Annotated in this window: 16 protein-coding genes and 1 pseudogene; 4 read left to right on the top strand and 13 right to left on the bottom strand. The window is 72.1% G+C overall.

Going from position 1 to position 18,518, the window contains the following annotated elements:
* Positions 1-549 (top strand): annotated as a pseudogene (locus tag VLI41_RS11685) (hypothetical protein); the annotation flags it as partial.
* Here the strand turns inward: VLI41_RS11685 and VLI41_RS11680 are convergent.
* From VLI41_RS11680 to VLI41_RS11670, 3 genes are all read right to left on the bottom strand, one after another.
* Positions 546-2,384 carry an ATP-binding protein gene (locus VLI41_RS11680; RefSeq protein WP_325268251.1) on the bottom strand — a complete coding sequence of 613 codons (1,839 nt, stop codon included), beginning with the start codon at positions 2,382-2,384 and terminating at the stop codon, positions 546-548. The pseudogene VLI41_RS11685 and the gene VLI41_RS11680 overlap by 4 nt on opposite strands.
* A gap of 120 nt (positions 2,385-2,504) precedes the next feature.
* The gene (locus VLI41_RS11675) at positions 2,505-4,190 is read right to left on the bottom strand and encodes a gamma-glutamyltransferase family protein (protein WP_325268250.1); all 1,686 of its coding nucleotides are present in this window, start codon (positions 4,188-4,190) and stop codon (positions 2,505-2,507) included.
* 203 nt (positions 4,191-4,393) lie between these two features.
* Positions 4,394-5,938: a tetratricopeptide repeat protein gene (locus VLI41_RS11670; protein ID WP_325268249.1), complete on the bottom strand. Its 1,545-nt coding sequence runs from the start codon at positions 5,936-5,938 to the stop codon at positions 4,394-4,396.
* 123 nt (positions 5,939-6,061) lie between these two features.
* On the opposite strand from VLI41_RS11670, the gene pgsA reads away from it, so the two are divergent.
* The gene (gene pgsA, locus VLI41_RS11665; RefSeq protein ID WP_325268248.1) at positions 6,062-6,679 is read left to right on the top strand and encodes a CDP-diacylglycerol--glycerol-3-phosphate 3-phosphatidyltransferase; all 618 of its coding nucleotides are present in this window, start codon (positions 6,062-6,064) and stop codon (positions 6,677-6,679) included.
* 1 nt (position 6,680) lies between these two features.
* Here pgsA and VLI41_RS11660 read toward each other — a convergent pair whose 3' ends face one another.
* From VLI41_RS11660 to VLI41_RS11620, 9 genes are all read right to left on the bottom strand, one after another.
* On the bottom strand, positions 6,681-7,271 hold the full coding sequence (locus VLI41_RS11660; RefSeq protein ID WP_325268247.1) for a DUF2059 domain-containing protein: 591 nt from the start codon (positions 7,269-7,271) through the stop codon (positions 6,681-6,683).
* 21 nt (positions 7,272-7,292) lie between these two features.
* Positions 7,293-7,976 carry a YceI family protein gene (locus tag VLI41_RS11655; RefSeq protein WP_325268252.1) on the bottom strand — a complete coding sequence of 228 codons (684 nt, stop codon included), beginning with the start codon at positions 7,974-7,976 and terminating at the stop codon, positions 7,293-7,295.
* Positions 7,977-8,037: 61 nt separating this feature from the next.
* The gene (locus VLI41_RS11650) at positions 8,038-8,463 is read right to left on the bottom strand and encodes a VOC family protein (RefSeq protein WP_325268246.1); all 426 of its coding nucleotides are present in this window, start codon (positions 8,461-8,463) and stop codon (positions 8,038-8,040) included.
* A 61-nt stretch (positions 8,464-8,524) separates the two neighbouring features.
* On the bottom strand, positions 8,525-9,781 hold the full coding sequence (locus tag VLI41_RS11645; RefSeq protein ID WP_325268245.1) for an RNA polymerase sigma factor: 1,257 nt from the start codon (positions 9,779-9,781) through the stop codon (positions 8,525-8,527).
* Positions 9,778-10,176: a YciI family protein gene (locus VLI41_RS11640; protein ID WP_325268244.1), complete on the bottom strand. Its 399-nt coding sequence runs from the start codon at positions 10,174-10,176 to the stop codon at positions 9,778-9,780. Before VLI41_RS11640 ends, VLI41_RS11645 begins: the two co-directional genes overlap by 4 nt.
* Before the next feature lie 77 nt (positions 10,177-10,253).
* Entirely contained in the window at positions 10,254-11,432 is a 1,179-nt protein-coding gene (locus VLI41_RS11635) for a serine hydrolase domain-containing protein (protein ID WP_325268243.1), read from the bottom strand.
* Positions 11,433-11,434: 2 nt separating this feature from the next.
* Positions 11,435-11,875 (bottom strand): YciI family protein, encoded by a 441-nt coding sequence (locus VLI41_RS11630; protein ID WP_325268242.1) that lies wholly within the window; start codon positions 11,873-11,875, stop codon positions 11,435-11,437.
* A gap of 120 nt (positions 11,876-11,995) precedes the next feature.
* Entirely contained in the window at positions 11,996-12,889 is an 894-nt protein-coding gene (locus tag VLI41_RS11625; RefSeq protein ID WP_325268241.1) for a pirin family protein, read from the bottom strand.
* A 40-nt stretch (positions 12,890-12,929) separates the two neighbouring features.
* Positions 12,930-13,427, bottom strand: a complete 498-nt coding sequence (locus VLI41_RS11620) for an Lrp/AsnC family transcriptional regulator (RefSeq protein ID WP_325268240.1) — start codon at positions 13,425-13,427, stop codon at positions 12,930-12,932.
* Between the two features lie 142 nt (positions 13,428-13,569).
* Here VLI41_RS11620 and VLI41_RS11615 point away from each other — a divergent pair, with 142 nt between their 5' ends.
* Positions 13,570-17,016 (top strand): indolepyruvate ferredoxin oxidoreductase family protein, encoded by a 3,447-nt coding sequence (locus tag VLI41_RS11615; RefSeq protein WP_325268239.1) that lies wholly within the window; start codon positions 13,570-13,572, stop codon positions 17,014-17,016.
* 74 nt (positions 17,017-17,090) lie between these two features.
* Positions 17,091-17,588 (top strand): hypothetical protein, encoded by a 498-nt coding sequence (locus VLI41_RS11610; RefSeq protein WP_325268238.1) that lies wholly within the window; start codon positions 17,091-17,093, stop codon positions 17,586-17,588.
* On the opposite strand, the gene VLI41_RS11605 is transcribed toward VLI41_RS11610, so the two are convergent.
* Complete coding sequence (locus VLI41_RS11605; protein ID WP_325268237.1) at positions 17,576-18,496, bottom strand: sulfotransferase domain-containing protein; 921 nt, start codon at positions 18,494-18,496, stop codon at positions 17,576-17,578. The two genes, VLI41_RS11610 and VLI41_RS11605, sit on opposite strands and share 13 nt — an antisense overlap.
* Between the last annotated feature and the right edge of the window lie 22 nt (positions 18,497-18,518).

The raw sequence follows: 18,518 nt of genomic DNA, 5'->3' as shown, positions 1-18,518 counted from the left end.
TCGTATGGCGGCTCGTTCGACAACCGCCTGCGCTTCCACCTCGAGGCGCTCGACGCGGTGCGCGAGGTGTGGCCGGAGCGCCTGCCGCTCTCCATGCGCCTGGGCTCCGACGACCTGCACGAGGACGGCGTCCAGTTCGACGACGCGCTGGAGGCCGTGCGCCGGATGAAGGACCACGGCCTCGACATCGCCGATCTCAGTCTCGGCCTGAACACCCCCGAGCTCCAGCGCCGCCCGTTCAACGACCCGGCGTTCATGGTCGAGAAGGCCGCCCGCGTGCGCCGCGAGGTCGGCGTGCCCGTCGGCGTCAGCTGGAACCTCGGGCAGCCCGAGGTCGCCGACCGCGCGATCCGCGACGAGCTGATCGACCTCGTCCTGCTCGGCCGCCCGGCGCTCGCCAATCCGCACTGGCCGGTGTGGGCGGCCCGCGAGCTCGGCCGCGACGACCCGTTCGGCCTGGTGCCGGAGGACTGGGCCTGGTGGCTCCGCAACTTCCGCGGCCACGAAGCCTCCATCGGCTGGCCCGCGCCACGCGTGGGTCGCGGTTAGCCCGCCTGGCGCGCCGGCTCGCCTTCGCCGGCCTCGGCCGGTTCGCTGAGCAGCCGCTCGATCGTCCCGAACAGCAGCGCCGTGTCGATCGGCTTGGGCACGTGGGCGTCCATGCCGGCCCCCTCGTATTCGGCCACCTGATGGGCCATGGCGTTGGCGGTCAGCGCCACGATCGGGATGCGCGGACGGCCCAGCGCGGCCTCCGCCGCGCGGATGGCGCGCGCGGCCTCCATGCCGCCCATCTCCGGCATCTGGATGTCCATCAGGATCAGGTCGAAGCCGCCGCTCTCCCAGGCCTCCACCGCCAGCCTGCCGTTCTCCACCACCACCGGCTCGACGCCAACCTGCGCGAGCAGCGCCTTCAGCACCAGCTGGTTGGTCGGGTTGTCCTCGGCCGCCAGGATGCGCAGGTCTTGCGCCTCGGCCGGCCCCGCGGGCTTCGGGGCTGCAGCCGGCTTCGCCGCGCCGGCCCCCAGCCGCTCCAGCGGCAGCGCGACGGTGAAGCGGGCGCCCTTGCCCAGCTCGCTCTCGGCGCCGATCGTCCCGCCCATCAACGTGCAGAGCTCGCGGCAGATCGCCAGCCCCAGGCCCGCGCCGCCGTGCCGGCGCGTCGCCGACAGGTCGGCCTGCTCGAACTTGTCGAAGATCCGCTCCAGCCGGTCGGGGGCGATGCCCACGCCGGTATCGGAAACGCTGAGCACCAGCCCGCCTTTCGCGCCGGCCTCGACGGCGAGCCTGATCTCGCCCTCGTCGGTGAACTTGAGCGCGTTGGAGACCAGGTTGAACAACAGCTGCCGCACGCGGGTCGGATCGCCCAGGTAGGCGCCCTTCGCACGATCCGCCACGAACAGCTTGAACTTCAGCCCCTTCTGCCGGGCGAGCGCCTTGAACGAGGCGTGCGCGGTCTCGGCCACGTCGCCGATCTCGAAGGCCACGTGCTCCAGCTCCAGCTTGCCGGCCTCGATCTTCGAGAGGTCGAGGATGTCGTTGAGGATGGCCAGCAGCGACTCGCCGGAGTCCCGGATGGTGTGCAGTCGGGCGCGCTGCGCCTGGGTCAGGGCGGGGTCGGCGGCCAGCGCCTGGGTCATGCCCAGCACGCCGTTCAGCGGCGTGCGGATCTCGTGGCTCATCACCGCCAGGAAGGCGCTCTTGGCCTGGCTGGCGGCCTCGGCCTGGCGCTTGGCCTCGATCAGGCTCTCCAGGCTGGGGGTGTCTTCGGCGAGGCTCGCCGGGCCGGCGGCCTCAGCAACTGCCGGCGCGACCCGAGCCGTCCGCCGCACGGGCGCCTGAGACTGGGCCCCGCGCTGCAGGTCGCCCAGCAGCACATAGCCGGCCAGCCCGCCCTGGATCAGGGAGATCAGGATCAGCGCCATCTCCGCGCCCCAGCGCGAGGGGAACAGGATGGCGGTCAGCAGCGGCGCGAACAGCGCCGGGGCCTGGGCGATGGCCAGCGCCGGCGAGCGGTCCTTGCGGGCGATCAGATAGAGCAGCAGGGCGGAGAACACCCCCATGCCGCAGGCGCGTCCCGCCGGCCCGCCCGCGCTCCACAGGATGAAGCCGGCGGCGATCCACACATAGCTCTGCAGCATGCGCAGGATCACCGCGCCCCAGCCGCGCAGCGGGGTCGGCGGCTCGCCCTCGGCGATCGGCCGCATGATCGCCTGCAGCCCGCCCTCCAGAGCCAGCGCCGGCGCCGCCCAGGCCAGCGCGGCGCGCCAGTCGCCGGCCACCGCCAGCACCAGCGTCATGGCCAGGCTCGCCCCGAACCGCAGCCTCGCCTGGCGCCGGTCGCGCGACGTGGCCTGCGCGAACCGTTCGTCGAACCAGCTCTCCATGCCGCCATCCTGGCCCCGCGCGGCCTGCCGGAGCATGAACCGACATGGTTGGAGACCTCTTCACCATGCTGCGTTGCTCCCCATTCCGGGGAGCGGGGGCGCGCGGCGGGGCCGCCGCCGCTACCAACCCAGCGCCAGCCCCTCCACGCGCGGGTCGGAGCCGCCCATCAGCACCCCGGTCGCGGGGTCGCGGGCGATGAGCTGGGCGGCGCCCTGGCCAGCCCAGCCGGGCAGCCGCTCGATGCGGTGGCCCTTGGCGTCCAGGCCCTCCAGCACCGCCTCGCCGATCCGCGTCTCGATCTGCAGCCGGCAGGGGTTGGGCCGGTCGTGCGGGTCGGTGCCGGGCCAGACCTGCCAGCGCGGCGCCTCGCTCGCGAGCTGGACGTCGAGGCCGCCGTCGATCAGCCCTGAGACGAGCTGCAGGCCCCATTGCGGCTGGCCGTCGCCGCCCGGGGTGCCGCCGACCACGACGGGGACGTCCGCCTCGTCCAGCAGCAGCCAGCAGTTCAGGGTGTGCATGGTCTTCCGGCCGGGCGCGTAGAGGTTGGGGCTCGCGGGATCGAGCTCGAATCCGCGGCCGGCGCGGTTGTTCATCAGCACGCCGGTGCCGCCGGCGACGACCCCGCTGCCGAACGCCGAGGAGACCGACTGGATCAGCGAGACCATCATGCCGTCCGCGTCCACCGCGCAGAGGTAGGTGGTGTCGCCGTCCTGCAGGGCCGGCGCGGGCGCGTCGGACGCTCGCGCCGGATCGATGCGGGCGAACGCCTCGGCCGCGTAGGGCTTGGCGAGCAGCCGCTCGAGCGGGGTGGGGCCGGCGGCCGGGTCGCGGGCGTGGGCCAGGCGGTCGGCGTAGGCGCGCTTCAGCGCCTCGGCCATCAGGTGGAGGGCCTCGGCGTCGCCGCGGGCGAGCATGGCGGTCGGCGCATGCTCGACGATGTTCAGCGCCTCCAGCAGGATGAACCCCTGGCTGGGCAGACCGGTCTGCAGGACCGTGCGGCCGCGGTAGGTGGTGGAAAGCGGCGCCTCGACGGTGGTGGCGTGGCGGGCGAGGTCGCCCTCCGTGAGCGCGCCGCCCGCGGCCTGCACCCCGGCGGCGATCCGGCCTGCGAGGGCCCCCTGGTAGAACGCCTCCGGGCCCTCGCGGGCCAGGGTCCGCAGGGTGGCGGCGAGATCGCGTTGCGGCAGCAGGGCGCCTGGGGCCGGCGGCCCTCCGCCCGGCAGGAACACCGCCGCGGTGGCGGTGTGCGAGGCCAGCACCTCCCGGAACAGGCTCATCACGTGGGCCGCGAGCGGGCTGAGCGGCGCGCCCTCGTCGGCCAGCCGGATCGCATCCTCCGCCAGCTCGCCGAACGGCCGGCTCCCGAAGCGGGCCAGCAGCGCGCGGTAGCCGTCGACCATGCCGGGCGTCGAGATCGAGAGGCCGCCGCGGAGCGGCATCCTCGGCGTCCCGTCCGCCCCGCGCTCGGCCCGGGCGCGGACCATCGCAAGGCTCGCCTCCGCCGGCGCCGCGCCGCTGCCGAGGAAGGCCAGAGGCTCGCCCGCGCCCGGCCCGGGATGGACGATGGCGAACAGGTCGCCCCCCAGGCCGCACATCTCCGGCATCACCACCGCCGCGGTGAGCGCCGCCGCCACCGCCGCGTCCACGGCGTTGCCGCCGCGCCGCAGCACGTTCAGCCCGGTCGAGGCGATCAGCGGGTGCGCCGCCGCCATCATCCCGCGGCGGCCCACGACCGGATGCGTCCGCCGCCTCGGCCAGGCCGGGCGCGGCGCGGTGAGCGGAGCGGGAAAGCCAAGCTGCGGCATGCCGCGATGCCATCGCGCGGCTACGGCGGAGTCAACTCGCCGGCGCCGCACCGTGTTGTGCTATACTGAACGAACCAGGAACAGTCCGGCCGTTCTTTCTCAGGTGTATCATGAGCTTGCGTCGCCGCTCGCGGCGGGTTTTGGCTCCACAAATCGTGGAATATCCGCGACTCTCTTGTAGGCGATCAGGTGCGGCGCAGGGCTTAGGGCGTGACCCCGAAGCGGGCGTAGTTGGCCGCGACGTCCGGATCGAGCTTCGCCGCGGCGGCGAGGTCGGCGCGGGCTTCCTCGCTCCGCCCCAGCTTCAGCTCCGCCAGCCCGCGGCCGAAGCGGGCGCTGGCCATCTGCGGCCTGAGCTTCAGGGCGGTCTCGTAGTCGGCCAGCGCCGGGGCGTAGTCGCCGCGCCGCAGCCGGGCGAGGCCGCGGCTGTCGTAGGCCTCCGGCGCGTCGGGCTTCAGGGCCACTGCGCGGTCGCAGTCGGCGAGCGCCGCCTCCAGCGCCTGGCCGGCCAGCGCGCGGCTCCAGCAGCGGGTGTTGAGCGCCTCGGCAGAAGCCGGCGCGAGGCGCACCGCGGCGTCGGCGTCGGCCAGGGACAGGGTGGGCTTCTTGTCGGCGCCATAGGCGATCGCCCGACCGAGCCGCGCCTCCAGGTCGGCCGGATCCTGCTGCAGCACCGCCGAGTAGTCGGCCGCGGCGGCCGCGAAGTCGCCGGCCTGCAGCGCCAGGCTGGCGCGGTTGGCGAGGGCGAGGCGGTAGCCGGGCCGAAGCGCCAGCGCCTGGTCGAAGTCGGCCTTGGCCTGCCGGAATTGCCCCTGCGCCGCCTCGGCGTCGCCGCGGTTGTTGAACGCGCCGGCGTCCTTCGGATCGAGCGCGATGGCCGCGGTGTAGGCGGCGACCGCTCCCGCCGCATCGCCGTTCGCGGCGCGGGCGAAGCCCTGGTCGAACTGGGCCGAGGCGTCGTTCGGCCGGAGCCTGAGCACCGCGGCATAGTCGGCCGCCGCGCCCGCCCGATCGCCGGTCCGGGTCAGGACCCAGGCGCGGCCGGCCAGGGCATAGGTGTCGCCCGGCGCGAGCCGCAGCGCCGCCCCGTAATCGGCGAGCGCCGGCTGCAGCGCCCCGCGCGCGGCCTCGAGGCTGGCGCGGTTGCGGTAGGCCGCGGCGTCGCGCGGATCGATGGCGATGGCGCGGCTCTCGTCCGCCGCCGCCCGCTCGGCCTCGCCGAGCCTGGCGTAGGCCAGGCCGCGGGCCTCCAGCGCCTCGGTGGAGGCGGGTGCGATCTCCAGCGCCCGGTCGTAGTCGCCGATGGCCGCCGGGAAGTCGCCGAGCGCCGCGTGCGCCGCGCCGCGTCCGATCAGGGCGTCGACTTTGGCCGGCCGGCTCCGCAGCGCAGCGTCGTAGTCGGCCAGCGCGCCCGCGAAATCGGCCTTGGCGAAACGGGCCGCGCCGCGGCCCGCGAGCGGATCGGGCAGCGTCGGGTCGAGGCTCGCCGCGCGATCGTAGTCGGCGATGGCGCGCTCGATCTCGCCCTGGCTCTGCAGCACGACGCCGCGATTGTAGAAGGCCACCGCCAGGTGCGGCGGCGTCTCCAGGCCCGAGCGGATCACCTCGCTGCAGCCGTTGATCTGCTGCAGCGGGCCGGCCTGGCCGTCGCCCACGCAGTCGTGCCAGGACTGCAGCAGCTGCGCCTGGGCCGACCCGGCCGCCAGGACCGCGCCGCCCGCCAGAAGACTCGCCAACCACACGCGCACCGGACGCCTCCTCGAACTCAGGGCCGCCCCGCCGCGTCGAGGATAGCCCCGCAGACGCGGCCGCTGAAGACGCGTTGTGCGGATCGGGCCGTGCGCCATAGTGGCGCCGCGGAAGGAGTGTCGATGAAGGCCCTGCCGAACATCCTGACCTCGACGCGCCTGGTGCTGGCGCTGTTCATGTTCGTGGCCCTGGCCGCCGCGTCCGGCTCGGTGCCGGGCCTGGCCGACCGGCTCGAGGCGCCGCAGCAGTTCGCGCTGGAGCGCTGGGCCGTCTACGCCTTCGTGGTGGCGGCGGTGACCGACTTCTTCGACGGCTGGCTGGCCCGCAAGCTGAACGCCACCAGCGTCTGGGGCGCGATCCTCGACCCGATCGGCGACAAGGTGCTGGTCTGCGGCGCGGTGCTGGGCCTGCTGGCGCTCGGCCCCCAGCCGATGGTCGTGCTGCCGGCCGGCCTGATCCTGTTCCGCGAGTTCACGGTCAGCGCGCTTCGCGAAGTGGGGGCCGGCAAGGGCGTGAAGCTGCCGGTGACCCGGCTCGCCAAGTGGAAGACCACGCTTCAGCTCACGGCGCTGGCGCTGGAGCTGATCGTCGCCGCCTGGGGCGCCTTCTCGCTGCCGGACGATCCGGCGCTGCGCGGCCCCGCGACGGCCGGCGCGCATGCGCTGTTCTGGCTCGCCGCCCTGGTCACCCTGATCACCGGCGCGCAGTACTGGGAGCAGACCCGCAAGGCGCTGCGATAGCTCAGTGGGCGGGCGCGGGCTCAGCGCCGGGCGCCGGCGTCTGCGGCCCGGCCGGGCATTGGCCGGACTCGGCGCACAGCTCGGCCATGGCCTTGCGGTAGATCGGCTGCTCGGCCTGCACCGTCTGGACGATTATCCTGGCCTGCTTGGCCTTGACCGCCGCGCCGGCCGGACTGGCCTCGAAGCGCGCCCGCGCCTCGTGCTCCTCCGGCGTGAGCGGGTCGCCGCTCAACGCCTTGCGGGCGATCGACTGGCCGAGCGGCGTCCCATAGAAGTCCGTGAGCGCGGCGACGTCGTCGGCCGTCAGGCTGCTCGCGCAAACCCCCGCGGCAACCTCGGTCAGCTCATCCGAATGGCGTGCGAACGCGGCCTGCAGGGCGCTGCGCCGCTCGGGCGTCAGGGCGGGCAGGAAACGCTGGCTCATGGTCAGGATCACCGCGCCGAAGTCCATTCCGCCGGCCTGCGCCGTGACCAGACGCCGGCAGGAGGCGCGCAAGGCGGGATCGGCCTGCGGGGCCTGCGCCAGGGCGGCCGGCGAGACCCCAGTCAGCGCGGCGACAAGGCCGAGGCAAAGCCATCCACGACGGCGCATTTCAGGACTCCTTCGCCGCCGCTACTTGCCGGTCGGCTTGCCGCTATTCCACTCGGTCTCGATGATCACGTCCACCCGATCGCCCACGCCCAGGTTAGTGCCCGGCGCCGGCAGGCCGGAGGCGACGCCGAAATCCGAGCGGCGGAAGCTGGTGTGGGCCGAGAAGCCGACCCGCGCGCCATCGTAGATGTTGGCCGGATAGCCGCCGTTGAAGGTGGTCTCCAGCACGATGGGCTTGGTGACGCCGTGCAGCGTGAGGTCGCCGGTGACCCGCGCCGTGTTCGGCCCGGTCCGCTCGACCTTGGTCGAGACGAAGCGGATCTGCGGATACTTCCCGGCGTCCAGCCAGATGGGGCCGAGCAGGGTCGCCCTGAACCCGGTCGGCGGCGGCGGCAGGGCGAGCGAGTTCGGGTCGATCGAGACGCTCGCCCGCATGGCCTCCGGATGCGCCGGATCGAAGGCGAGCTGACCGTCGAGCTTGGTGAACTGGGCCGTGTAGTGCGAAAAGCCCAGGTGGTTCAGGCGGAACACCACCGTCGAGTGGTTCTTGTCCAGCGTGTAGGTCGCGGCCGGAGCCTGCGTCTGGCCGGGCGGCCCCGGCGCCACCGGCTCGCCCTTGACCGGCGCGGCCGCGGGCGGCGGCTGGGCCGCCTTGTGCGCTCCGGTCTGCGGCGAGCAGGCGGCGAGCGACACCCCCGCGAGCATCAACAAGCCGATCGCTCTCATGGGGACGTCCCTCGCCGCCTGATCTGCGCCGGACCTTGCCTCAGGCCTTCGGCGCATTGAAGGCCCATTCGACGCCGAACGGGTCGCGCACCGTGCCCCAGCGGGCGCCCCAGAACATGTCGGAGATGGGGTTCACCACCGTGGCGCCGGCCTTGACGGCCCGATCGGCCCAGGCGTCGGCGTCGTCCACCTCGAGCGTGAGCGTGAACCCGGCCGGCGGCCGCCAGGGGTGGCCGTGCTCGGGATAGGCGTCGGACAGCATCACCGAGCTGCCGTTGATGTAGAGGTGGATGTGCATGAACTTGCCGTCGGGGCCGCCGAGGCGCGTGACCTCCTCTGCGCCGAACGCGCGCTGGTAGAACTCCGACGCGTTGGCCGCGCCATCGACGGTCAGATAGGGCGAGACGCCGCCCTTCACTTCGGCGAGCGCCTGCGGGTTGGGGGCTTCGATCGTGTCGGTGGTCATGGTCTGGTCCTCCAGTTTGCGACCCCAGGACGAACGGGGCCGCCGGATCCCGACAGGGCCGTCAGGCTGCAGTGGAATCTTTGGCCAGGCTGTCGAGGTGGCCGCGGATGTGGGCGGCCTCGGCGGCGGTGTTGGCGAGCGCGATGGCGCGGTTGAAGGCGGCCCGCGCCTCGGTCCTGCGGCCGAGCTCCTTCAGGAGCGCGCCCTTCAGGCCATGGAAGTGGAAGTAGCCGTCGAGCGCGGCCGCCAGCGGCTCGACCACGGCGAGCGCCGCGGCCGGGCCCTCCACCTTGCTCACCGCCACGGCGCGGTTGAGCGTGATCACCGGCGAGGGCGTCAGCCGCTCGAGGGCCAGGTACAGCCGCTCGATCTGCGCCCAGTCGGTGTCGGCCGGCCGCGCCGCGCGGGCGTGCAGGGCGGCGATGGCGGCCTGGATCTGGTACGGCCCGGGCCGGTTGTGGCGCATGGCCTTGTCCATCAGCGCCAGCCCCTCGCCGATCAGTTCGCGGCTCCAGAGCGACCGGTCCTGCTCGTCAAGCAGGATCACATTGCCTTCGCGGTCGAACCGGGCGGCGGCGCGGGAGTGCTGCAGCACGAGCAGGGCGGCGAGCCCCATCACCTCCGGCTCCGACGGGAACAGCCGCTGCAGCAGGCGCGCCAGCCGGATCGCCTCGTCGCAGAGCGGGATGCGGGCGGCGGCGTCCTTGGCGGCGGTGGAATAGCCCTCGTTGAACACCAGGTAGATCATCGCCATCACGGCGTAGAGGCGGGCGTCGCGCTCCTCTTCGCTCGGCGTCTCGAAGGGGATGTCGGCGCGGCCCACCTGGCGCTTGGCGCGGGTGATCCGCTGCTCCATGGCCGCTTCGGACACCAGGAACGCGCGGGCGATCTGCTTCACCGAAAGCCCCGAGACGACGCGGAGCGCCAGCGCGATCTGCTGGGTCGCGGGGAGCTGCGGGTGGCAGCAGATGAACAGGAGCCTCAGGATATCGTCGCGATAGTTGGCGCTGTCCAGCCGCTCGGCGAGGGGAGCCTCGACGTCCTCCAGGTCCGACAGGCGCTCCTCGGACGGGAGCTCGTCCAGCCGCGCGCTCTTGCGCTTGGCGTCGAGCGCGGCGTTGCGCCCGACCATGATCAGCCAGGCGGCGGGATCGCGCGGCGGCCCGTTCTGCGGCCAGGCTTTCAGCGCCCTCAGGCAGGCGTCCTGATAAGCTTCCTCGGCCGTCTCCAGGTCGCGGAAATAGCGCAGCAGCGCCCCGATCGCCTGGGGCCGCGCCGAGGTCAGCGCCGCATCGATCCAGGCGAGATCGGCGTTCATGCGTCTTCCTTGACGCCTTCCAAGGCGGTCTCGGGAAGGTGGCCGGGCAGGAACAGGCGCACGGGCCGGATCTCGTAGGCGCCGCCGGGATTGGCCTTGCCGAGCTCCTTGGCGATGGCCAGGGCCTCGTCGAGGTTCTCCACGTCCACGACGTAGAAGCCCAGGAGCTGCTCCTTGGTCTCGGCGAACGGGCCGTCGATGACCACCGGCGGGTCGGACTTGCGAAGCGTCGCCGCGGTCGTGGTCGCCATCAACCGCAGCGATGGGCCGAGCTTGCCGGCTTCGTGCAGCTTGGCCTGGACCTTGTTCAGGCCGGCCATCACCGCCTCGTCCTCCTCCTGGCTCCAGGAGAAGACCACGTCCTCGGAGTGGTAGCAGAGCAGGGTGTAGAGCATCGGACGATCCTCGCTGTCTGGAGGACGAGTGAGCCCCCGCGGGGCCGACAAGGCCAAGCGAAAATTTGCGAAGCGGCTCAGGCCGCGGCGGCGAGCGCCGCGCCGTGGAACGCGGTGTGCATGGCCGCCCCGCCCGGTCCGTCGAGCATCCTCTGGGTCATCAGCAGGGCGATCAGCCCGCGGCCCGGCTCGGTCATCCAGGAGGTGCCGAAGCCGCCCATCCAGCCGTAGGTCCCGACCGGCAGCCCTTGCGGATTCTCATCGAACATCACGCCCACGCCATAGCCCCAGCCCTGGCCGGGGGCGAGGAAGGGCGCGCCGCGCCTGGCCTGGTCGGGGGTCAGGTGGTTAGCCTTCATCGCCGCGAGGCTCTTCGGGCTGAGCAGGGCGCGCCCGCGGGCGTCGCGGCCGGTCTCCAGGAAGCGGGCGAAGGCCGCGAAATCGTCGGCCGTGGAGACCAGCCCCGAGTCGCCCTGCGGGAAAGCGGGCCTGCGGCTCCAGGCGCCGTCCGGCGGATCGTAGACGCCTTGCGCCGAGTAGGCGGGCGGCAGCCGCGGCAGCTTATCCGGCGGGACATGGAAGGCGGTGTCGCTCATGCCCAGAGGCTCGAAGATGCGCTCCTTGAACACCTCCGGCAGCGGCCGGCCGGCGGCGCGCGGGATCAGCGCGCCCATGACGTTGGAGCCGGTGGTGTAGCGCCAGTCGCGGCCCGGTGGGCTGAACAGCGGCAGCTGGCCCAGCCGGCGCAGGTACTCGTCCGGTCCGTAGGGAACGCTCGGGTCGGGCGGTCCGAAGCCCACCAGCTGCTGCTCGGCGATGACGTGCTGGACGGGATAGGTTCCCGGCGGCGCCATGATCACCCCCCAGCCGAGGCGAAAGCTCATCACGTCCTCGACCGTCATCGGCCGCGGCGACGGCGCGGCGGCGGAGAGCGGCGCATCGAGGCTCGGCAGCACCGTCATCACCGCCAGCTCCGGCGCGAGCCGGCCCACCGGGTCCTCGAGCGCCAGCGCGCCCTCTTCGATCAGCATCATCGCCGCCGCGGCGGTCACCGGCTTGGTCATGGAGGTGATGCGGAACAGCGTGTCGCGCCGCATCGGCCGATCGCCGCCGATCGCCAGCGTCCCGGCGGTGAAGACGTGGGTCTCCCCGCCGCGCGAGACCAGGCCCACCAGCCCCGGCGCCTCGCCGCGCGCCGCCGTCTCGTCGACGACACGCTGCAGGGCCCCGAGACCGGAGGGGCTGAAGGCGGCCACGATCAGGCCGGGGTCTTCGCGGCCTTGCTCGCCTGCTCGTCCCGCCAGGCCTGCTCCTGGGCGATCACCTCGTCCGGCGCGACGCCCTGGAAATCCTCCGGCTCGTGGAACGGCCGAAGCTCGACCTCGCCGTCGTCGAAGGGGATGCGCCTGGCCCAGCCGAGCGCCTCGTCCATGGACTTGCACTCGATCAGCCAGTAGCCGGCGATCAGCTCCTTGGTCTCGGCGAACGGACCGTCGGTGACGATGGTCTTGCCGCGGCCCTCGAAGCGGATTCGCTTGCCGGCCGAGCTGGGCTTCAGCCCGGCGCCGTCCAGCATCACGCCGGCGGCGATCATCTCGTTGTTGAAGGCGTTCATCTCGGCGAACATCTTCTCGGCGTCCGGTCCGAACTCGCCCCGCTCCGACATCGGCGTGGCCTTGACGATCATCAGATAGCGCATGGTCTTCCTCCTTGTTCGCCCCGAGGACGGACGAGAGCACGGCGGCCCGACAGGTTCATCCAAGAAACCGCTCATTCCGCGCCGCCAAGGTCCGAGCTCGGATCCCGGAGGTCGCAGCGCTCAGCTCATCGGGCCCGCGGGCGGCGGCGGATCGCCGGGAAGCGGGACCCATTCCTTGTCGTCGCCGGCCGGCAGCTTCATGCGCCCGGCGCGCCAGTCGGCCTTGGCCTGATCGATCCGCGCCCTGGACGAGGCGACGAAGTTCCATTCGATGAACCGCTCGCCCAGCGGCTCGCCGCCCAGCAGCATAATGACCGCCGGCGTGAGAGCTTTCACCAAGACCGGCTGTCCGGCCTCGAAGACCAGCATCTGGCCACCATGGAACTGGCGGCCGTCGACTTCGATCAGCCCCTCGGCGACATAGGCCGCCCGCTCCGGGTATTCGGCCGCCAGCTGCGCGGTCGCGCCGGCGTCCAGGCGCCAGTGGACGTAGAACAGCGGCGAGGAGACCTTGACCGGCGAGCTCGCCCCGAAAGCCTCGCCGGCGATCAGCCGCGCCCACAGGCCGGAGCCCTCGTAGGTCGGCAGCTCCGCGCCCGCGTAATGGGCGAACCAGGGCTCGGACTCCTCGGCCTCCTGGGGCAGGGCGATCCAGGTCTGGATGCCGTCCATGCGTCCGCCCTGCGCGCGCAGCGCCTCGAACCGCTCGGAATGGGTGACGCCCGACCCCGCCGTCATCCAATTGACTTCGCCGGGGCGGATCGCCTGGGCGACGCCGGTGGAGTCGCGATGGGTCATCTCGCCTTCGAACAGGTAGGAGAGCGTCGAAAGGCCGATGTGCGGATGCGGGCGCACATCGGTGTCGCGCGGAAAGCCCGGCTGGAACTCCGCCGGGCCCATGTGGTCGAAGAAGATGAACGGGCCGACCATCTTGCCGCCGTGGTGCGGCAGCACGCGCCCCACCTCGAAGCCGCCCAGGTCGCGCCGCCGTTGGTCGATCACCAGGGAGATCATGGCCCCTCCTACACCCGCCTCGGGCGCGGCGGGAGGCGCCTCAGCCCTGCGCGCTCACATAGGGGCTGATCAGGCCGAGCGGGGCCGCCGTGGTGTTCTTCACCGAGCGGATGACGATGCGGCTCTCGATATTGGAGACCAGGCCCAGCGAGAGGATCTTGTCGCGCAGGAAGTCGTCGAACGCATGCATGTCGCGGGTCACGATGCGCAGCTCGTAGTCCGCCGCCCCGGTCACGGTCGCGCACTGCACCACCTCCGCCAGCCGGGCGATCGCCTGTTCGAAGGCGTCCAGATTGTCCTTGGTCGGCAGCGACAGCTTGACGGTGCAATAGACCTCGAAGCCGAGGCCCAGGCGTTCGCGGTCGAGGATGGTCACGCGCCGCTGGATCACGCCGGCGTCCTCCAGCCGCTTGATGCGCCGCCAGCAGGGGCTCGACGACAGCCCGACCCGATCGGCGATCTCGGCGACCGACAAGGCCGCGTCGTGCTGGATCAGGTCGAGAATCTTGGCATCGACGGCGTCTAAGGCCTCCGACAAGTTTTCCTCCTTCTCTCGCCGCTTCCAGGCGTTGTTCTTGCCCCGGAACAGGGAAGGCCGGGCACGCTTTTGGTAAGCAATTGCTCCGTTCTTATATGATCATTCTAATTCGCGCGCGAGGGCCGAAAGGAAGAATATTGCGATGCGGCACTCGGAAGTCACCCTCGACGACAAATTCGTGCTCACTGAGGGTCGGGTCTTCATCACCGGCGTGCAGGCGCTGGTCCGGGTGCTGCTCGACCGGCGCCGGCTCGACCGGCAGGCGGGGCTCAACACGGCCGGTTTCGTCTCCGGCTACCGCGGCTCGCCGCTCGGCGGCCTCGACCAGCAGGCGCACCGGGCCGAGAGGTTCCTGAGCGAGGCCGACATCGTCTTCAAGGAGGGCCTCAACGAGGACCTCGCCGCCACCGCCGTGTGGGGCAGCCAGCAGGCGAACCTGTTCGCCGGCGCCCGCTACGACGGCGTGTTCGGCATGTGGTACGGCAAGGCGCCCGGCGTCGACCGCTCGGGCGACGCCTTCAAGCACGCCAATTTTGCCGGCGTCTGGCCCAAGGGCGGCGTGCTGGCGGTGGCCGGCGACGACCACTTCTGCAAGTCCTCGACGCTGCCCTCGCAGTCGGAGTTCGCCTTCCAGGACGCCGAGATCCCGGTGCTGTCGCCGGCCGATGTCCAGGAGGTGCTGGACTTCGGGCTGATGGGCTACGCCATGAGCCGCTTCTCGGGGCTGTGGGTGTCGCTCATCGCGCTGGCCGACACCATGGATTCCGGGGCGACGATCGACGTGTCGCTCGCCCGTCACAGGATCATCCTTCCTGACAGCTTCCGCATGCCGCCCGGCGGGCTCGGCATCCGCTTGAAGGACCAGCCGCTCGACAAGGAGCGCCGGCTGCGCGCCCACAAGCTGCCGGCGGCGCTCGCCTTCGCCCGGGCCAACCGCCTCGACAAGGTGATGCTGGCCTCGCCGCGACCGCGGCTCGGCATCGTTTGCCAGGGGCAGGCCTACAAGGACGTGATCGAGGCTTTCGCGGCGATGGGAATTTCGCTCCCCGAAGCCGCCGACCTCGGCGTCTCGATCTACAAGGTGGGCATGCCCTGGCCGCTGGAGCCGGCGGGCCTGCGCGCCTTCGCCGCCGGCCAGCAGAGGCTGATGGTGATCGAGCACAAGCGCCCGCTGGTGGAGACCCAGGCCCGCGCTGTGCTCTACGACCTACCCGCCCACGCCCGGCCGCGGATCATCGGCAAGACCGACGAGCACGGCCATCCGCTGCTGTCCGAACTCGGCGCCCTGTCGGTGGCGGAAATCGCGCTGGCCATCGCCGACCGGCTGCCGCCGGGCCCGCACATGGATCGGGTGCACGACTACCTGACCCGCGTCTCGGCGGCCTCCATGGCGGCGGTGACGCTGTCGTCGGACCAGCAGCGCAAGCCCTATTTCTGCTCCGGCTGCCCGCACAACTCCTCCACGCGCCTGCCCGAGGGCAGCCGCGCGCTGGCCGGCATCGGCTGCCACTACATGGCGAGCTTCTCCGATCCGCAGACCGACCTCACCAGCCACATGGGCGCCGAGGGCGTCACCTGGACCGGCGCATCGCCGTTCACCGAGGAGGAGCACGTCTTCGTCAATCTCGGCGACGGCACCTACGCCCACTCCGGCATCCTGGCGATCCGGGCCTCGGTCGCGGCGGGGACCCGCATCACCTACAAGCTGCTGTTCAACGACGCCGTCGCCATGACCGGCGGGCAGCAGGCCGAAGGCGGCTTCTCGCCCGCCCAGATCACCCGCCAGCTCGCCGCCGAGGGCGTCGCCAAGATCGTCATCGTGGCCGCCGAGCCCGAGCGCTACGACGCGGTCACGGATCTCGCGCCCGGCGTGGAGGTGAAGCCCCGCTCGGAGCTGATGAAGGTGCAGCGCGAGCTCCGCGCCGTGCAGGGCGTGACGGTCCTGCTCTACGATCAGGTCTGCGCCAACGAAAAGCGCCGCCGCCGCAAGCGCGGGACGATGCCCCAGGCGGCCCAGCGCGTGATGATCAACCCGCTGGTGTGCGAAGGCTGCGGCGATTGCTCGCGGACCTCTCACTGCGTCTCCGTGGAGCCGCTCAACACCGAGTTCGGCCGCAAGCGGAAGATCAACCAGTCCACCTGCAACCAGGACTACACCTGCCTGGAGGGCTTCTGCCCCTCGTTCGTCACCCTCGAGGGGGCTGAGAACGCCCACCGCAAGGCGATGCCGGCGCTGACCGCGGAGTCCACGCCGCTGCCGGAGTTCGAAAGCTTCACCGGGGTGAAGAACATCCTGTTCACCGGGGTCGGCGGCACCGGCGTCACCACCGTCGCCTCGATCCTCGCCATGGCCGCCCACGTGGACGGCCGCGCGGCCTCCGTGGTCGACATGACGGGCCTGGCCCAGAAGGGCGGGGCGGTGTTCAGCCACGTGCGGCTCGGCGAGACCGAGGAGACCAACCTCGGCGGCCGCATCCCGGCGGCCAGCGCCAATGTCCTGATCGCCTGCGACATCCTGGTGGCGGCCGGCCCCGACGCGATGGCCCTCTACGCCAAGGATCGCACCGAGGCGCTGGGCGACGCCGACTTCACGCCCACCGCCGACTTCGTCGCCGAGCGCGACGTGCGCTTCGATTCCGAAGCCCAGGCGCGGCGCATCGAAGCGGCGGTCAAGAGCTACGACTCCCTGCCGGCCCAGACCCTGGCGGTGTCCGAGCTGGGCGACGCCATCTACGCCAACATGATCATGCTGGGCTTCGCCTGGCAGAAGGGCACGATCCCGGTCTCCAGCCGCGCCGTCTATCGCGCCATCCGGCTGAACGGCGTCGACGCCGAGGCCAACCTCCAGGCGTTCGAGCTGGGCCGCAAGGCGGCCCACGACCCGGCGGCGCGCGGCCGGCGCGAGGACGATGTCCCGACCCCTGAGACCATGCCGCTGGACGAGCTGATCCAGCATCGGGCGACGGAGCTCACCGCCTATCAGGACGCGGCCTACGCCCGCCGCTACCTCGACCGCGTGGCGGCGGTCCGGGCGGCCGAGGCCAGGGCCGGCGGGTCTGGCGCGCTGGCGCGCGCCGCGGCGGTGAACCTCTACCGGCTGATGGCCTACAAGGACGAGTACGAGGTGGCGCGGCTCTACGCCGACGGCCGCTTCGCCGCCTACCGGGCCGAGACCTTCCGCGGCGGCAAGGCCAAGGTCTGGCTCGCGCCGCCGATCCTCGCGCCGAAGGACGCCGCCGGCCGGCCGAAGAAGATCGCCTTCGGCGGCTGGATGCTGGACCTCGCCTTCCCGGCGCTCGCCCGGCTGAAGCGCCTGCGCGGAACTCCGTTCGACCTCTTCGGCCGCACCGCCGAGCGCAAGATGGAGCGGCGGCTCCTGGCCGACTACGAGGCGAGCCTCGCCCGTCTGGTGGAGGGCCTCACGCCGGAACGCCTGGCGAGCGCGGTGAAGATCGCCTCGGTTCCCGCCCAGATCCGCGGCTTCGGCCACGTCAAGCAGGCCTCGGTCGGCCCCGCTGCGGCGGAGGCGGCGCGCCTGTGGCGCGAGTGGGACCAGGTGGCGGCCGCACGCGAGCCGGTTCGCGCCTGAACTGAAATTTATTGACGTAATAAATTACGACTGTACTCTCTCACCGGTCTCTCCCCAGGACCGAGGAGCGCGCCATGGCGCGAGATCTTGGCGACCGGCGCGCGCCGTCCCGGCGGAAGGGCCGCGCGCTGGCGCTGATCGCCCGTCTCGGCATGGCGGTGGGCGTCGGCGGCCCGATCCTGACGCTGGCGGTGATCCCGACCCTGATCGGCGTGGCCGCCGGCGCCCCCGATCCCGACAACCCCAAACGGGGCGCAACGGGCGCGCCCTGCCGGCCGGTGAGCCAGGCGGAGTTCGAGCGTGGCTGGAAGGACCCGCCGCGCACCTTCGTGTTCCAGGGCGCGGCCTTCTCGCGTCGGCGCGGCGACGCCGACTGCACGGTGCTGCACGCGGGGCCGCTCGGGCCGCCCTATCCGGCTTGCCGGTTCACCACGCCGGCCGCCGTCGGCGTGCGGGCGGCGGGCAAGGCCGCCTATTTCGACATTGGCCCGGGCCTCACGGCGGAGGTGGAGGCCAGGCCCTCAGGCGTCCGGTGCGTGGTGACCGGCCGGCATCGGCTTTACGCCGGCTGAACGGCGCGTTCGCGCAGCGCCTGTTCGAAGGCCGCGTAATCGGCGAACCCGAGCTGCGGCGCAACCAGCGTCCGCCATTGCTCGTCGAGCATTTCGGCGATCTCGGGCGGCAGCTCCTGGCGCCCGGCGCCCGACCCGCCCTTGCGAACCTTCGCCGAGTCGCTGCCCGGCGGCAGGTTGCAGCGCCGCTCCGAGGCCGTGCGCATCAGGAGGTCGTCGAACTTTGACTTGTGCTCCAGCATGAAGCCGATCGAAGAGCGCTCCAGGGTCAGCTCGAGCAGGGCCTGGTCGAGGGGCAAGCCGCAGAACGCGGCGACCCGCCGGATCGTCCCCTCCGCATCGGCCAGCATCTGCTCGTAGGAGAGCAGCAGGACATTCGGATCGTCGCGCCGGCCCCACCAGCCTGTCAGGTGACTCCAGTAGGCCGAGCCCCGCTCCGCCCGGCCCGACCAGGTCATGCCGAATTCGCCGATCGAGACCGCCCCCGGCTCGAGGAACCAGCCCGACATGAAGTGGTACATGGAGACCAGGGCGTCCTTCGGGTCCCGGAAAGCCACGATGTAGCGGGCGCCCTTGGGCGCGCGGTCATGGCCGAGGTGGCTCTTGAAGCCGCGCGGCTCGGCCTTCTGCGGCGCCTCGAGGTCGACCCCGGTGATCGCCGCCGTCTCGATCCAGGGGACGACGCGCGAGATATCGTCGAAGTCCAGATCGCCGCCGGTGCGCAAGGTGTGGAAGATCTGCTGCAGCCAGGTGGTGCCGCACTTGCCGAACGGCGAGATGATCACATCGCTCGCTCGCGGCCGGTAGCTGGCGACCGATGCGGCCACGTCTTCCGGCGCGAACATCTTGCCCGCGATTGCAGCGAACTCCGCCAGGCTGCGGGCGCGATGCGGCGCGATTTGGTCCATGGCGGCTTTCCCCCGGGTGCTT

The sequence above is a fragment of the Phenylobacterium sp. genome (assembly GCF_035475775.1).
Lineage (GTDB): Bacteria > Pseudomonadota > Alphaproteobacteria > Caulobacterales > Caulobacteraceae > Phenylobacterium.
Note: the sequence above shows the minus strand (reverse complement) of the source record. Positions and strands in the feature narration are given on the sequence as shown.

Coding starts and splice junctions, on each gene's coding strand:
- VLI41_RS11680 (WP_325268251.1), bottom strand. CDS start 2,384: ATGGAGAGCTGGTTCGACGAACGGTTCGCGCAGGCCACGTCGCGCGAC.
- VLI41_RS11675 (WP_325268250.1), bottom strand. CDS start 4,190: ATGCCGCAGCTTGGCTTTCCCGCTCCGCTCACCGCGCCGCGCCCGGCC.
- pgsA (WP_325268248.1), top strand. CDS start 6,062: ATGAAGGCCCTGCCGAACATCCTGACCTCGACGCGCCTGGTGCTGGCG.
- VLI41_RS11660 (WP_325268247.1), bottom strand. CDS start 7,271: ATGCGCCGTCGTGGATGGCTTTGCCTCGGCCTTGTCGCCGCGCTGACT.
- VLI41_RS11655 (WP_325268252.1), bottom strand. CDS start 7,976: ATGCTCGCGGGGGTGTCGCTCGCCGCCTGCTCGCCGCAGACCGGAGCG.
- VLI41_RS11650 (WP_325268246.1), bottom strand. CDS start 8,463: ATGACCACCGACACGATCGAAGCCCCCAACCCGCAGGCGCTCGCCGAA.
- VLI41_RS11645 (WP_325268245.1), bottom strand. CDS start 9,781: ATGAACGCCGATCTCGCCTGGATCGATGCGGCGCTGACCTCGGCGCGG.
- VLI41_RS11640 (WP_325268244.1), bottom strand. CDS start 10,176: ATGCTCTACACCCTGCTCTGCTACCACTCCGAGGACGTGGTCTTCTCC.
- VLI41_RS11630 (WP_325268242.1), bottom strand. CDS start 11,875: ATGCGCTATCTGATGATCGTCAAGGCCACGCCGATGTCGGAGCGGGGC.
- VLI41_RS11625 (WP_325268241.1), bottom strand. CDS start 12,889: ATGATCTCCCTGGTGATCGACCAACGGCGGCGCGACCTGGGCGGCTTC.
- VLI41_RS11615 (WP_325268239.1), top strand. CDS start 13,570: ATGCGGCACTCGGAAGTCACCCTCGACGACAAATTCGTGCTCACTGAG.
- VLI41_RS11610 (WP_325268238.1), top strand. CDS start 17,091: ATGGCGCGAGATCTTGGCGACCGGCGCGCGCCGTCCCGGCGGAAGGGC.
- VLI41_RS11605 (WP_325268237.1), bottom strand. CDS start 18,496: ATGGACCAAATCGCGCCGCATCGCGCCCGCAGCCTGGCGGAGTTCGCT.